This is a genomic window from Allomuricauda sp. CP2A (assembly GCF_001683915.1).
Taxonomy (GTDB): Bacteria; Bacteroidota; Bacteroidia; order Flavobacteriales; family Flavobacteriaceae; genus Flagellimonas.
The window spans coordinates 48,834-61,798 of the sequence record NZ_LXTT01000117.1; the positions used below are offsets into that span (position 1 = coordinate 48,834).

Annotated in this window: 11 protein-coding genes; 8 read left to right on the top strand and 3 right to left on the bottom strand. The window is 42.8% G+C overall.

Annotated elements, in window-relative coordinates; genetic code table 11:
* Positions 1 to 55: 55 nt before the first annotated feature.
* A complete protein-coding gene (locus tag A7D14_RS13585) occupies positions 56 to 442 on the bottom strand; it encodes an HYC_CC_PP family protein (protein ID WP_067035628.1) in 387 nt (128 codons plus the stop codon).
* A 132-nt stretch (positions 443 to 574) separates the two neighbouring features.
* On the opposite strand from A7D14_RS13585, the gene A7D14_RS13590 reads away from it, so the two are divergent.
* The 7 genes from A7D14_RS13590 (at position 575) to rodA (ending at position 8,309) form a co-directional block, all read left to right on the top strand.
* The gene (locus A7D14_RS13590; RefSeq protein ID WP_067035725.1) at positions 575 to 1,027 is read left to right on the top strand and encodes a GAF domain-containing protein; all 453 of its coding nucleotides are present in this window, start codon (positions 575 to 577) and stop codon (positions 1,025 to 1,027) included.
* Positions 1,028 to 1,118: 91 nt separating this feature from the next.
* On the top strand, positions 1,119 to 2,651 hold the full coding sequence (gene purH / locus A7D14_RS13595) for a bifunctional phosphoribosylaminoimidazolecarboxamide formyltransferase/IMP cyclohydrolase (protein WP_067035630.1): 1,533 nt from the start codon (positions 1,119 to 1,121) through the stop codon (positions 2,649 to 2,651).
* A gap of 54 nt (positions 2,652 to 2,705) precedes the next feature.
* Positions 2,706 to 3,734, top strand: a complete 1,029-nt coding sequence (locus tag A7D14_RS13600) for a rod shape-determining protein (protein WP_036380166.1) — start codon at positions 2,706 to 2,708, stop codon at positions 3,732 to 3,734.
* 61 nt (positions 3,735 to 3,795) lie between these two features.
* Positions 3,796 to 4,611, top strand: a complete 816-nt coding sequence (gene mreC / locus A7D14_RS13605; RefSeq protein ID WP_067035633.1) for a rod shape-determining protein MreC — start codon at positions 3,796 to 3,798, stop codon at positions 4,609 to 4,611.
* Positions 4,604 to 5,110, top strand: a complete 507-nt coding sequence (locus A7D14_RS13610; protein ID WP_067035636.1) for a rod shape-determining protein MreD — start codon at positions 4,604 to 4,606, stop codon at positions 5,108 to 5,110. Before mreC ends, A7D14_RS13610 begins: the two co-directional genes overlap by 8 nt.
* A gap of 57 nt (positions 5,111 to 5,167) precedes the next feature.
* Positions 5,168 to 7,036 (top strand): peptidoglycan D,D-transpeptidase FtsI family protein, encoded by a 1,869-nt coding sequence (locus A7D14_RS13615; protein WP_067035638.1) that lies wholly within the window; start codon positions 5,168 to 5,170, stop codon positions 7,034 to 7,036.
* The gene (gene rodA / locus A7D14_RS13620) at positions 7,026 to 8,309 is read left to right on the top strand and encodes a rod shape-determining protein RodA (RefSeq protein WP_067035642.1); all 1,284 of its coding nucleotides are present in this window, start codon (positions 7,026 to 7,028) and stop codon (positions 8,307 to 8,309) included. The genes A7D14_RS13615 and rodA overlap by 11 nt, the downstream gene beginning before the upstream one ends.
* On the opposite strand, the gene A7D14_RS13625 is transcribed toward rodA, so the two are convergent.
* Positions 8,306 to 9,097 (bottom strand): DNA/RNA non-specific endonuclease, encoded by a 792-nt coding sequence (locus A7D14_RS13625; RefSeq protein WP_067035645.1) that lies wholly within the window; start codon positions 9,095 to 9,097, stop codon positions 8,306 to 8,308. The genes rodA and A7D14_RS13625 overlap by 4 nt on opposite strands.
* A 122-nt stretch (positions 9,098 to 9,219) precedes the next feature.
* Between A7D14_RS13625 and A7D14_RS13630 the strand changes: the two genes are divergently transcribed.
* The gene (locus tag A7D14_RS13630; protein ID WP_067035648.1) at positions 9,220 to 10,524 is read left to right on the top strand and encodes an alpha-L-fucosidase; all 1,305 of its coding nucleotides are present in this window, start codon (positions 9,220 to 9,222) and stop codon (positions 10,522 to 10,524) included.
* Between the two features lie 216 nt (positions 10,525 to 10,740).
* On the opposite strand, the gene A7D14_RS13635 is transcribed toward A7D14_RS13630, so the two are convergent.
* Positions 10,741 to 12,924, bottom strand: coding sequence for a carboxy terminal-processing peptidase (locus A7D14_RS13635; RefSeq protein ID WP_067035652.1), 2,184 nt, complete (start codon positions 12,922 to 12,924; stop codon positions 10,741 to 10,743).
* Positions 12,925 to 12,965 lie beyond the last annotated feature (41 nt).

Genomic DNA, 12,965 nt, shown 5'->3' on the forward strand with positions numbered 1-12,965 from the left:
TGCATAAATGCACACGCCCAATCGCGTGGATCGGGTTAATTCAATCTATGTTAAATCAAATACGGAAAGTCTGATCAAGAATCTGCACATCCCGTATCAATGGAGGCGGGTTGTACTCACTGAAGGGAGTAGATTCTTCCGAATCAATTTCGAAAAGTTGAAAATAGGTATGGACAAAGCTTACCAAGAAGACTTGCTGGTCCAAACTAAAGTTTTCAAAGGACATTTTTAGGTCGTCTTGACCTTGAACGGTGAACGATTCATCATCACAGCACGATTTTTCCATCTTCATGTCCATGCCGCAATCATCGGCGTGCGCAAAGAAAGAAATATCCATCACCCGACCCATACAAATATGCTTGTCCACTGTCCAGGAAACCGTGGAAGCCAACAGCAAAAATGCCATTACCGAGGATACTATTTGATGAAAAATCTGCTTCATTCGACTACAAAACTACAAAATATATCAATTTATTGCTTTGTTTAACAGAAGATTAAAAACAACCGGACCGTAAGTTACACTTTCTTTGTCGTACAAATTCACTATTCAATACATTTGCAAAAAAATTACCCCATGTTGAAATCATTGGAACCCAAGGTGCTTGAAATTGTGCAAGAAAAAACCAAATCCGTGGACACCCGCTTGGGTGAAATCTGCGAACTTTTGCGCAATAATGTCGATTATTACGATTGGGTCGGGTTTTACTTTAAAAATGGGGACAAACAGGAGTTAAAGTTGGGACCCTACGCCGGAGCCCCCACCGACCACACCATTATCCCCTTTGGGAAAGGCATTTGCGGACAAGTGGCCGTGAGCAACCAAAACTTTGTGGTGCCCGATGTAGCTGCGCAGGACAACTATATTGCCTGTAGCATTACGGTGAAGGCCGAAATTGTGGTTCCCTTGTTCGTGAATGGTGAAAATGTGGGTCAAATCGACATCGATTCCAACACCCCGGACCCCTTTACGGAAGAGGACGAACGCTTTTTGGAATTCATCAACCAAAAGGTGGCCGAAATTCTGTAAAACTATTTCCATTTTGTTGATAACCCGTTCTGCTTTTTAGGTACAAATCGAGTACTTTTGTGTGCTTAAGAAATTGATTTTTAAGACACCAATGAAGACTGCCAAAAAAGCCTCTGCTGCATTAATTTCCGTATTTCATAAAGACGGATTGGAACCTATTGTAAAAAAACTGGATGAACTCGGTGTAACCCTTTATTCTACTGGGGGAACCGAAAAGTTTATCCGTGACCTGGGCATCGATGTGGTGCCTGTTGAGGATGTTACCAGTTACCCTTCCATTTTGGGAGGCCGCGTTAAAACCCTGCACCCAAAAGTGTTTGGCGGCATTTTGAACCGTCAGGACAATGATAGCGATGTGGCCCAAATGGAGGAATTTGAGATTCCGCAGTTGGATATTGTCATTGTGGACCTTTACCCTTTTGAAAAAACGGTGGCCAGTGGGGCATCGGAACAAGATATTATAGAAAAAATTGATATTGGAGGCATCTCTCTCATCAGGGCCGCTGCCAAAAATTTCAAGGATGTGCTTTGTGTTTCATCCATGGAAGATTATGAAGATTTCCTGAACGTAATTTCCGAAGGAAATGGCATTACAACCTTGGAAGACCGCAAGCGATTTGCCACCAAAGCGTTCAATGTTTCATCCCATTACGATACGGCTATTTTTAACTACTTCAACAAGGAAAAAGAAGAAACCGTATTGAAAATCAGCGAGACCAAAGGTCAAGTATTGCGCTACGGAGAAAACCCCCATCAAAAAGGGTATTTCTTTGGCGACTTTGAGGCCATGTTCACTAAATTGCACGGCAAGGAACTGTCCTACAACAACCTTTTGGATGTGGATGCTGCCGTAAACTTAATGGGCGAATTTAAAAACGATGACCCGACTTTCGCCATTTTAAAACACAACAATGCTTGTGGGTTGGCCACTCGCAGCACCATCAGTCAAGCCTATGTGGATGCCTTGGCGGGCGACCCGGTCTCGGCCTTTGGGGGAATCTTGATTTCAAATGTTGAAATTGACAAGCCTACCGCAGAGGAAATCCATAAATTGTTCTGTGAAGTGGTCATTGCGCCAAGTTATGCGGATGATGCTTTGGAAATTTTGAAAGGCAAGAAGAATCGAATCATTCTTGTCCAAAATGAAACAGCATTGCCAGACACTTTGGTACGGACTTGTTTGAACGGTGTTTTGGTTCAGGATAAAGATTCCAAGACCGATACGAAAGAAGACCTCAACCCTGTTACAGATAAAAAACCAACTCCAGAAGAAATTGAGGACTTGATTTTTGCCTCCAAATTGTGCAAGCACACCAAAAGCAACACCATAGTTTTGGCCAAGAACAAACAATTGTGCGCCAGTGGAACAGGTCAGACCTCACGTGTGGATGCCTTGAACCAAGCCATACACAAAGCGCAGTCTTTTAATTTTGATTTGGAGGGGGCTGTAATGGCGAGCGATGCGTTCTTCCCTTTCCCCGATTGTGTGGAGATTGCAGATAAGGCAGGCATTAAAAGTGTAATCCAACCCGGAGGGTCCATAAAAGATCAATTGAGCATTGATTATTGCAACGAAAATGGATTGGCCATGGTGATGACAGGCACACGGCATTTTAAACATTAATTTTAGTACATTAGCCGATAATTTTTACCGTTAATCCGAAAATAAACGCTTTTTATGGGATTTTTCGATTTCATGACCGAGGAAATTGCCATTGACCTCGGCACCGCAAATACCCTGATCATCCATCTGGACAAAGTGGTGGTTGACAGTCCTTCCATTGTAGCGAGGGATCGCGTATCAGGGAAAATAATCGCGGTGGGACGCGAAGCCAATATGATGCAGGGGAAAACCCATGAAAACATCAAGACCATAAGACCGTTAAAGGATGGGGTAATCGCCGACTTTGATGCTTCGGAAAAGATGATCAATATGTTCATCAAAAATATTCCGGCACTGAAGAAAAAATGGTTTCCGCCGGCTTTGCGGATGGTCATCTGTATCCCCTCAGGAATTACGGAAGTGGAAATGCGTGCGGTACGTGAGTCCGCGGAACGCGTGAACGGTAAAGAAGTCTATCTGATCCACGAGCCCATGGCCGCTGCCATTGGTATCGGTTTGGATATTATGCAGCCCAAAGGGAATATGATCGTGGATATTGGTGGAGGAACTACCGAGATTGCGGTAATTGCATTGGGCGGTATTGTTTGTGACAAATCAGTGAAAATTGCGGGTGACGTGTTCACCAACGATATTATTTATTATATGCGCACCCAACACAACCTCTATGTGGGGGAGAGCACTGCCGAGGCCATAAAAATTGAGATTGGATCCGCTACCGAGGATTTAAAATCCCCGCCAGATGACAAATCCATCCAAGGTCGGGATCTTTTGACCGGAAAACCCAAACAGGTTCAGGTTTCTTATCGAGAAATTGCCAAAGCTTTGGACAAAAGTATTTTGCGGGTCGAGGATGCTGTTATGGAAACCTTGTCCCAAACCCCTCCAGAATTGGCTGCTGATATTTACAACACCGGAATTTATTTGGCCGGAGGTGGTTCCATGTTGAGAGGGTTGGACAGAAGGTTGTCGCAAAAGACCGATCTACCGGTCTATATTGCAGAAGATCCTCTAAGGGCCGTGGTACGGGGAACAGGGATTGCGCTTAAAAATTTGGAACGCTACAAGAGCATCTTGATCAAGTAGATTGAAACTTCGTTGTTTCTTACGGCTTGATGCGTTCAAACTTTCTTAACGATACGATTGCATGCAACGGATCATCAACTTTATCCTACGTAATAGAAATGCCTTCCTCTACAGCTTTCTTGCGCTTATTTCGTTGGTGATCACCGTCCAATCACATTCCTACCATCAGTCCAAATTCTTTAATTCTTCCAAGTGGTTAACAGGCAATGTCTATGGCACGGCTTCGGATATATCCTCTTATTTTAACCTCAGGGAAGAAAACAATAGATTGGTCAATGAAAATGAGCGTCTCCACAGAATGCTTTTCAATGCCGAAAATTCCGTGATTGAACCTTTGGATTCAACCCTTTTGGATTACGGAGTCTTGAGTGCACATCTCATTAAGAACAGTTTTACTTCGCCCCGTAATTATGTCACCATAGACAAAGGAAAAAAACAGGGCGTGAAACAGGATATGGGCGTGATCACCACAAAAGGTATTTTGGGGATCGTTGAGAATGTTTCCAACAATTTTGCCACGGTACAGAGTGTACTCAACACAAAATCAAACATTAATGCCAAAATCAAACATACCAATTACTTTGGGTCGCTTGTCTGGGATGCCAAAGATTACACAGTGGTGCAATTGGTGGACATTCCAAGATTGGTGCCCTTGGTGGTCGGGGATACCATTGTAACTGGGGGAATGTCAAGTATTTTTCCAGAGAATGTTCCCATTGGGATCATAAAAAAATATGACCTCAATGCATCCAAAAGTTTTTACAATATTGATGTTGAACTGTTCAACGACATGGTCAACATAAAGAACGTTTACCTTATAGAGAACAAAAATCGGGAAGAAATAAAAGCTTTGGAATCAACCACCGCAAATGAATAACACTGTATTCCTAAATACCATTCGGTTCGTTCTACTGGTCCTTACCCAGGTGTTGATCTTTAACAATCTTCACTTTATGGGGTACATAAACCCAATGGTCTATGTGATATTCTTTTACTGGTACCCCATAAAAAGCAACAGGGCCTTGTTCATGGTCACTTCCTTTTTGTTGGGGTTCATCATTGATGTTTTTTCAGACACTCTGGCGCTCCACGCCATGGCGTCTTTGACTATTGCCTATGCAAGACCGGTTATCATGCGGTTTTGTTTTGGCGTAAATTACGAGTTTCAAAATTTCAGTTTTAAGAACACTACAAAGGTGCAACGTATCACCTTTTTGGCCTTGCTCATTTTTATACATCAAATTGTATACTTTTCCTTGGAAATTTTAAGTATTTCCCACTTCCTTTTAATTTTGAAAAAGGTTTTTACCACAGGTATTGTAACTTTGATACTTTGTACACTCTTTAGTTCACTTTTTAGCCCGCAAAGCGAATAAAACAGGTATTGCTTCGTTGAAGTACTGTAGGGCTTTGGGTTTATAAATAGGTCTTAAATGAAAAAGCTGCTGTTATCGTCCATAATTGTTATCATAGGATTTACCTTTATCGGTAGACTTTCCTATCTGCAGTTATTTCGCTTTTCTCCCGACCAAATTTTGGACGACCCGGCCATCAAAAAAATATATGATTACCCAGAACGTGGCTATATCTATGACAGAAACGGAGAACTTATGGTGGGGAATCAGCCTGCCTATGATGTCATGGTCATTCCCCGAGAGGTAAAACCCTTGGACACCTTGGAGTTTTGTGGCCTTTTGGGAATTGACAAAAACACTTTTATCGCCAAAATGGAAAAAGCTAGGGTGTATTCTCCCAGGCTTCCATCCGTTTTGGTCCCCCAACTCTCCAAAGAGGATTATGCCACACTTCAGGAAAAAATGCGGCATTACGTTGGTTTTTATATCCAGAAAAGGTCTTTACGCTATTACACCACCAACAGTGCAGCCAATGTGCTGGGCTACATTAGTGAGGTAAATGAATGGGATTTACAGAACAATCCCTATTATGTGGCAGGAGAACTAAAAGGGAGAACCGGCATTGAAAAACAGTATGAAGAGGTGCTGAGGGGGCGAAAAGGGGTGAAACATATCCAAAAAGATCGTTTTAATCGCGATATAGGCCCTTACAAGGATGGCAAGTTGGATACGTTGCCAGAGCAGGGCACGGAAATACACATTACTTTGGATAAAAAACTCCAAGAGTATGGCGAAAAATTGATGCATGGAAAAAGAGGCGGCATTGTGGCCATTGAACCCAAGTCCGGTGAAATCCTGGCCATGATCTCCGGCCCTACTTACGACCCATCACTCTTGGTGGGTAGGGAGCGTTCCAAAAATTACAGTAAACTCCATTACGACACCATTTCCAAGCCCACATGGGACCGTTCCATCCTGGCAGAACCCTCCCCCGGATCACCTTTTAAGACCTTGAATGCCTTGGCTGCCCTTCAGGAAGGAGTGGTTGACCCCAGTACCAAATTCCGGTGTTACCATGGTTTTTATGTTGGAAACACCTTAAGAGGATGCCATTGCGGCGGCGGTGTCCGTGATATGAATTCCGGTATTTACCAATCGTGCAATGCCTATTTTGCCGGAGTGTTTAGAAGACTTTTTGATAAATATTCCACTACGGATGAAGCCATGGACGTTTGGGAAAGGCACATGGAAAGTTTTGGGCTGGGCAATTATTTGGGCACGGACCTTCCAACGGGAAGACCTGGAAGAATTCCAGATAAAACTTTTTACGATAAATGGTACGGCGATGGAAGATGGGCCGCATCAACCATCATATCCAATTCCATTGGCCAAGGAGAAATTGCCGCTACCCCGTTACAATTGGCCAATATGACAGCTGCCATAGCCAATCGGGGATATTTTTACACCCCACATGTCATAAAAAGTATGGGGGGCTCAGGATCTATCGACCCTGCTTATACCGAACCCCACTATACCACCATTGATCGAAAGCATTTTGAACCTGTGATCAAAGGAATGGCCAATGTGTACAAATATGGAACGGCCAGATGGGTTCAGATTCCAGATATTGAAATAGCGGGCAAGACCGGTACAGTGGAAAATTTCGTGAGGGTCAATGGGGAACGAATGCAACTTACGGACCATTCCGTCTTTGTGGCCTTTGCCCCGGTTGAGAACCCTCAAATTGCCGTGGCCGTCTATATTGAAAACGGATATTTTGGATCTCGATATGCCGGACACATAGCTTCCCTTCTGATTGAAAAGTACATAAAGGGAGAAGTTACAAGAAAAGATTTGGAGAAACGCATGTTGGAGAAAACATTGGAACATGAGTATGCCAAGCCCTATAGCGGTGAACCTTTCAAGATAAATGAGTATGTCTGGTAGAGGGCTTTTTGGAAGGATAGATTGGATCACTATTTTTCTCTATGCCCTTTTGGTCTTCATTGGATGGATCAATATCTATTCCACTTCATTGGTTGACCCAAGCCTTTCCATTTTTGATTTTTCAACACTTTACGGAAAACAGCTCTTTTTTATTGGGCTGGCCGCTTTGGGCATAATTTTGGTCCTTTTTGTGGAGTCCAATTTCTTTGAACGCTTTGCCTCCATCTTTTACATCATTTCCATTCTTTTGTTGTTGGGCCTCTTTGTATTTGGAAAAACCATTGCAGGGGCCACCTCTTGGTATAACCTGGGGTTTTTCAACCTTCAGCCCTCCGAGCTTGCCAAGGTGGCAACGGCACTTGCCCTGGCCAAGTTTTTAAGTGATATACAAACCGATATTCGAACAGGAAGACACCAAATATATGCGCTCATCATTGTCCTTCTTCCAGCATTGCTTATCCTGCCCCAACCCGATCCTGGTAGCGCCTTGATTTATTTTTCCTTCTTTTTTGTGTTGTTCCGGGAAGGTTTTCCTTTGTATTATTTGGGAATATTGGTTTTTATGGTCATTCTTTTTGCCACCACTTTAATGTTCGGTACCGTTTGGGTTGCCATAGGCTTGATTATATTGACCGTATTGATCTACACCTTTAAAAAAGCATCCGTTAAGATTCCTGTGCTTCCCGTAACAGGCGTTATTGTGCTTTCCATTTTGTTCTCATTATCCGTGGATTTTGTTTATGAAAACGTGTTTGAGCAACGCCACCGCGATAGAATTGCACTTTGGTTGAGCTTGGAAAAGGATGAAGATAAGCTGGAAGAAATCAGAAAGACCATCGGGTACAACACCTATCAATCTGAAAAAGCCATTGAATCCGGTGGATTCTTTGGAAAGGGCTTTTTGGAGGGCACACGCACCAAAGGTGACTTTGTTCCAGAGCAGCATACCGATTATATTTTTAGCTCCGTGGGTGAGGAATGGGGGTTTTTGGGCACTGTAACCGTAATCCTGCTGTTTTCCGTTTTCTTTTTACGATTGATCCATATTGCGGAACGGCAAAAAAGTGATTTTAGCCGAATGTACGGCTATGGGGTCATTTCCATTTTGGTGTTCCACTATTTCATCAATATAGGGATGGTGATTGGTCTTTTGCCCACCATTGGGGTGCCCCTGCCCTTTTTCAGTTATGGGGGGTCCGGACTTATCTTTTTTACCATGTTGCTCTTTATCTTCCTAAAATTGGACTCCAACCGATTAAAGGACGGGATTTAAAACTTCCACCCGGAAGCATTCACTTTGCTTTCAATTTCTTCTTGCCATGCAATGCTCTGTTTTTCAAAAAAATTGATGCCGGTTTGTTTCTCAATGGTATCAATCGGCACTAAAAAGTGATGTAACGGCTGCTGACTTTCTTCACCGGGTATCAAAAAAGCGAGTGCCGCTTCAGAATCTTTTCTAAAAACAATCTTGTAAAAAGTTCGGGGCACATCTACATCCTCATCCCCTATTTCTTCCAAACCATCCTCTAGAATTCCGCCTGTGACCACCACCAAATCACCATAGGTTTTACACCAATGGCGCACTTGCTGTTCCAAACGGTTCCACACCCCTGCATTAAAGTCCCTGTCCTGTGGACTAATGTTACTCGTATAAAACGTCTCGTTATAGGCATATTCCGAAAAGCGGCGATCTCCTGCGGGGCATAAGTGGCCTCGGTCATAGCCAGAGCCTCTGTAATTTCGCCAATCGGCTGATTTGGTCTTCACTTTTGGATCTTCAATAAAATAAGGCCGCTTTCTATCTTCATAGGTAAGATGGCTTTTTTTGAGCTCATACAGCACCCACTCTGCCTGCTCATACGGTTCATTATAGGAAAGCATATAATGTTGGTGCCGTACAATATCACCCGTTGTTGAACTGGGCAAAAAGGCATCAGAAATGACTTCATCACTTGACTTTTCTGTATTGGAATAGGTCGCTGGGGTATAAAAATTCTCAAACAGCCAAAATCCTATCACACAAGCCAAAAAAAGTAGTGTATAAATGGTTCTATTTTTCATTTCCCTTAAAAAGTTCTGTCAACAAAGGGTAAAGTTCATCAAAATATACCTTTCCAAAAAACGCGATCATTACCAGGATATGATTATATTGGAAGTGTACCAACCAAAACAATTCAATTTTCATGGTAAAGAAAGCCATCTACGTTACGCTTCTTTTTGTCGCACTTATCAATAACAAAATTCAAGCACAGAGTTATGCTCCCACCAAAGAAAATTTGGAAAACCGGGAATGGTTCCAAGATGCAAAATTTGGTATGTTCATCCACTGGGGTGTTTACTCCGTTTTGGGGGTGCACGAATGGGTCATGGAAACGCAATCCATTGACAAAAAGACCTATGAAAAGGTGGCTCCCTTTTTCAATCCTACCGAGTTTGATGCCGAGGCGTGGGTGCTTTTGGCCAAATCCTCGGGGATGAAATACATCACCATTACATCCAAACACCACGACGGATTTGCCATGTTCGACAGTAAGTTGACCGATTGGGACATCATGGACCGAACCGTATACCAAAAAGACATCTTGAAACAACTGGCCGAGGCCTGCAGAAAGCACGGATTAAAGCTTTTTTTCTATTATTCCCAATTGGATTGGAACCATCCCGATTATTATCCCCGAGGTGAAACGGGAAATAAAACAGGTAGACCAGATGAGGGAAATTGGGAAAATTACCTCGATTTTATGAATGGACAGCTTACGGAGTTGTTGACCAATTACGGCGATGTGGCCGGAATCTGGTTTGATGGTTGGTGGGACAAAAAGAAAGCGGATTGGCAACTGAGAAAAACCTACGAGCTTATTCATGAGCTGCAACCACAGACACTTATTGGCAGCAACCACCACCAAGCTCCCATGGAAGGTGAGGATTTCCAAATGTTTGAAAAGGACCTACCCGGTGAAAACAAAGGCGGTTTCAGTGCAGATGCCAAAGTGGGTCAGTTACCGTTGGAGACAGCTGAGACCATGGCGCATCGCTGGGGATTCTCATTGCAGGACAAGGAATATAAGTCCTCAAAAGAACTCATACACTACTTGGTAAAAGCGGCGGGGTATAACAGCAATTTTCTGTTGAATGTGGGGCCCATGCCCAATGGAAAAATTCAACCAGAGTTTGTGGACACCTTGAAAGTCATTGGGGAATGGACATCAAAAAATGGGGAAACCATTTATGGTACCCGAGGGGGGCCTGTTCCTCCACAGTCGTGGGGTGTTACCACCCAAAAAGGGGATACAGTCTTTGCGCATATCCTCAATTGGCAGTCCAATTCTTTTTTATTGCCGAAAATTTCAAAAAAAATAGAAGGCCTGGTGGATTTTAAGACCAAAAAACCTTTGGTTTATGAGACAACTTCTTATGGCACCTTAGTTCAACTTCCTGATGATTGGAATGGTGAAGTGGATTACATTATGGAAATAAGGGTGAAATAAAAACTTCACCCTAGAAGATATCAATATGCCACAAAAAGAGGCTGTTTAAAAAGCTCGTTACCTGTCAGGTTAAGCCCTTCGACTTCGCTCAGGATGAACTAAAGTCGAAACCCATTGATTACCAACATGCTTTAGGTTCTCGACTGCGCTCGAACTGACAAATTCAAACTTTTGTTGCTTTTTAGACAGCCTCTCTTATATGAATGATTCTATTTTTTAGTCTTTATTGGCACTGGCCAATTTTTGTTCGCCGCCTTTAATGTTGTTCAACTGCAAATCTTTGAGCACATTCACGGCCTCTTCCACATAGATGTCCTTGGCCAAATCTTTGTGCCATCTGTCCCTTTTCTCGCGAAGAACGGAATCTTGGGTGAACAACTCTGTTTCATAACGAAGTGATCCAAAGGTCAACTTGGAATCATAATCCCGTAGACTCTTGAATTTTTCGGACCGCTTTTTAGCTTCACTTTCCTTCGTTACAAATGTGTCGTAGTTTAGTGAAACAACGGTCTCATCTTGCTGTTCTTTGATCCATTGGGCGTTTTCCTCAATCAATTTGATCTGCGGATTGTTTGCCATACGTTTTTTACTATTGGCCACAGTGGTTTCAAAATCGATGTAACCATCCCAAACTTTATAATCTGCAGGTGTGATCTTGTCCCAACCCAGTGGATTTTCTTGATCACGCTCACCCAAATCGATATAACTGTATCTGTCTGGAACAACGATGTCACTTTTTACACCTTCCAATTGGGTAGACCCGCCATTGATCCTATAGAACTTCTGGGTGGTCAATTTAATGGCTCCCAGATCGCCATGCTCATTGCTCCGGACAATGTTGTCCAGTGGAATTACATTCTGAACGGTTCCTTTACCAAAAGTTTGTTTGCTACCAATGACAACGGCTCGCTTATAATCCTGCATGGCCGCTGCCAAAATTTCAGAAGCGGATGCTGAAAGTTCATTTACCATAATGACCAAGGGGCCATCCCATTGAATGCGTTCGTCCTTGTCTTCATGGACTTCTTTTCGTTCTCCAGAAGAGCGAACCTGTACTATGGGCCCATCCTTGATGAAGAGCCCGGCCATTTCCACAACGGTTTTCAATGAACCGCCGCCATTATCCCTAAGGTCAAGGATAATGCCTTCCACACCATCTTCTTTTAGGCGTTCCACCTCTTTGGCCACATCGGTGGCTGCATTTCGTTCTGTATAATCTTCAAAATCCACATAGAATTTGGGAAGATTGATGATCCCATATTCGTGGTCATCACTTTTAATGGTTGCGGATTTTGCGTAGGATTCTTCCAACTCAACCACATCGCGGGTAATGGAAACCTTTTCAATGGTGCCATCAACTTTTCTAACGGTGAGATCTACAACAGTACCTTTGGGCCCTTTGATGAGCTTAATGGCATCATCAAGGCGCATTCCTACAATATCAATGGGTTCCTCTCCTTCTTGTCCTACTTTTAAAATTTCGTCGCCCACTTCCAAGCTTTGGTCTCTCCAAACGGGTCCACCGGAAATAATTTCCACGATTTTGGCACCTTCGGGTCTTTTTTGCAAGCGGGCACCGATGCCTTCAAACTTACCGGACATGCCAATATCAAATCGTTCTTTTTCCTCTGGTGCGAAATAAAAGGTGTGGGGGTCAAATTCATCCACAATGGTGTTGATGTACTGCACAAACCAATCCTTGCGCTCCAAATCGTCAATAAAGTCGAAATATTCGTCCAAGTTTTCCTTGACATTCTCGCGGGATTCTTCCTCGGTCAATGTTTTATCCACATCATTGGGTATTGCATCAAACAAATAAGTCTGTCCTTCACCAGCATCCTCTTTTATCATTGGTTCAGTTGCATCGGAAATCTTGTTTTCCACTTTGTTCCCAAAGATTGCCAGGGCATTGTACTTCAATTGTTTTCTCCAACGCTCCTTAAGTTGTTTCCTGTTTGCGGCAAATTCTTGCTCGCTATAATCAATGTCTATGGTTTCATCCAATGTATAGTCAAAAGGTTCGGAAAGCACTTCTTTGTAAATTTCCTTGGCCTCGTTCATACGCAACATTAAACGTTGGTACACAATATTGAAAAATGTGATTTCGGTATTCTTGATCTCATCATCGATCATGAACCGATACTTTTCAAATTCCCGAACATCGCTTTCCAGAAAATAGCGTTTGGTAGGATCTAGAATGTCGATAAAATCATCAAAAACACTGGAACTAAAAGTATCATCCAAAGCTTTTGGCTCATAATGTCCCCGTTCCAGGACATACGTAATCAGGTCCAGCAACAGTTTATCCTTGTCGTCATTATCAAAAGACTTGTTTGTGAAACTGCAGGAGGCTACTGCAACAAGAATTACCAGAAGTGCCAAAATAAAATTCTTCTTCATAAATCTATTTTTTTCGGAGTGATGGAATCTGATTTTTTCAT

Excerpts from the sequence above, each read along its gene's own strand:
- A7D14_RS13590 (WP_067035725.1), top strand. The coding sequence starts at position 575 with ATGTTGAAATCATTGGAACCCAAGGTGCTTGAAATTGTGCAAGAAAAA.
- mreC (WP_067035633.1), top strand. The coding sequence starts at position 3,796 with ATGCAACGGATCATCAACTTTATCCTACGTAATAGAAATGCCTTCCTC.
- A7D14_RS13625 (WP_067035645.1), bottom strand. The coding sequence starts at position 9,097 with ATGAAAAATAGAACCATTTATACACTACTTTTTTTGGCTTGTGTGATA.
- A7D14_RS13600 (WP_036380166.1), top strand. The coding sequence starts at position 2,706 with ATGGGATTTTTCGATTTCATGACCGAGGAAATTGCCATTGACCTCGGC.
- rodA (WP_067035642.1), top strand. The coding sequence starts at position 7,026 with ATGTCTGGTAGAGGGCTTTTTGGAAGGATAGATTGGATCACTATTTTT.
- A7D14_RS13630 (WP_067035648.1), top strand. The coding sequence starts at position 9,220 with ATGGTAAAGAAAGCCATCTACGTTACGCTTCTTTTTGTCGCACTTATC.
- purH (WP_067035630.1), top strand. The coding sequence starts at position 1,119 with ATGAAGACTGCCAAAAAAGCCTCTGCTGCATTAATTTCCGTATTTCAT.
- A7D14_RS13615 (WP_067035638.1), top strand. The coding sequence starts at position 5,168 with ATGAAAAAGCTGCTGTTATCGTCCATAATTGTTATCATAGGATTTACC.
- A7D14_RS13610 (WP_067035636.1), top strand. The coding sequence starts at position 4,604 with ATGAATAACACTGTATTCCTAAATACCATTCGGTTCGTTCTACTGGTC.
- A7D14_RS13585 (WP_067035628.1), bottom strand. The coding sequence starts at position 442 with ATGAAGCAGATTTTTCATCAAATAGTATCCTCGGTAATGGCATTTTTG.
- A7D14_RS13635 (WP_067035652.1), bottom strand. The coding sequence starts at position 12,924 with ATGAAGAAGAATTTTATTTTGGCACTTCTGGTAATTCTTGTTGCAGTA.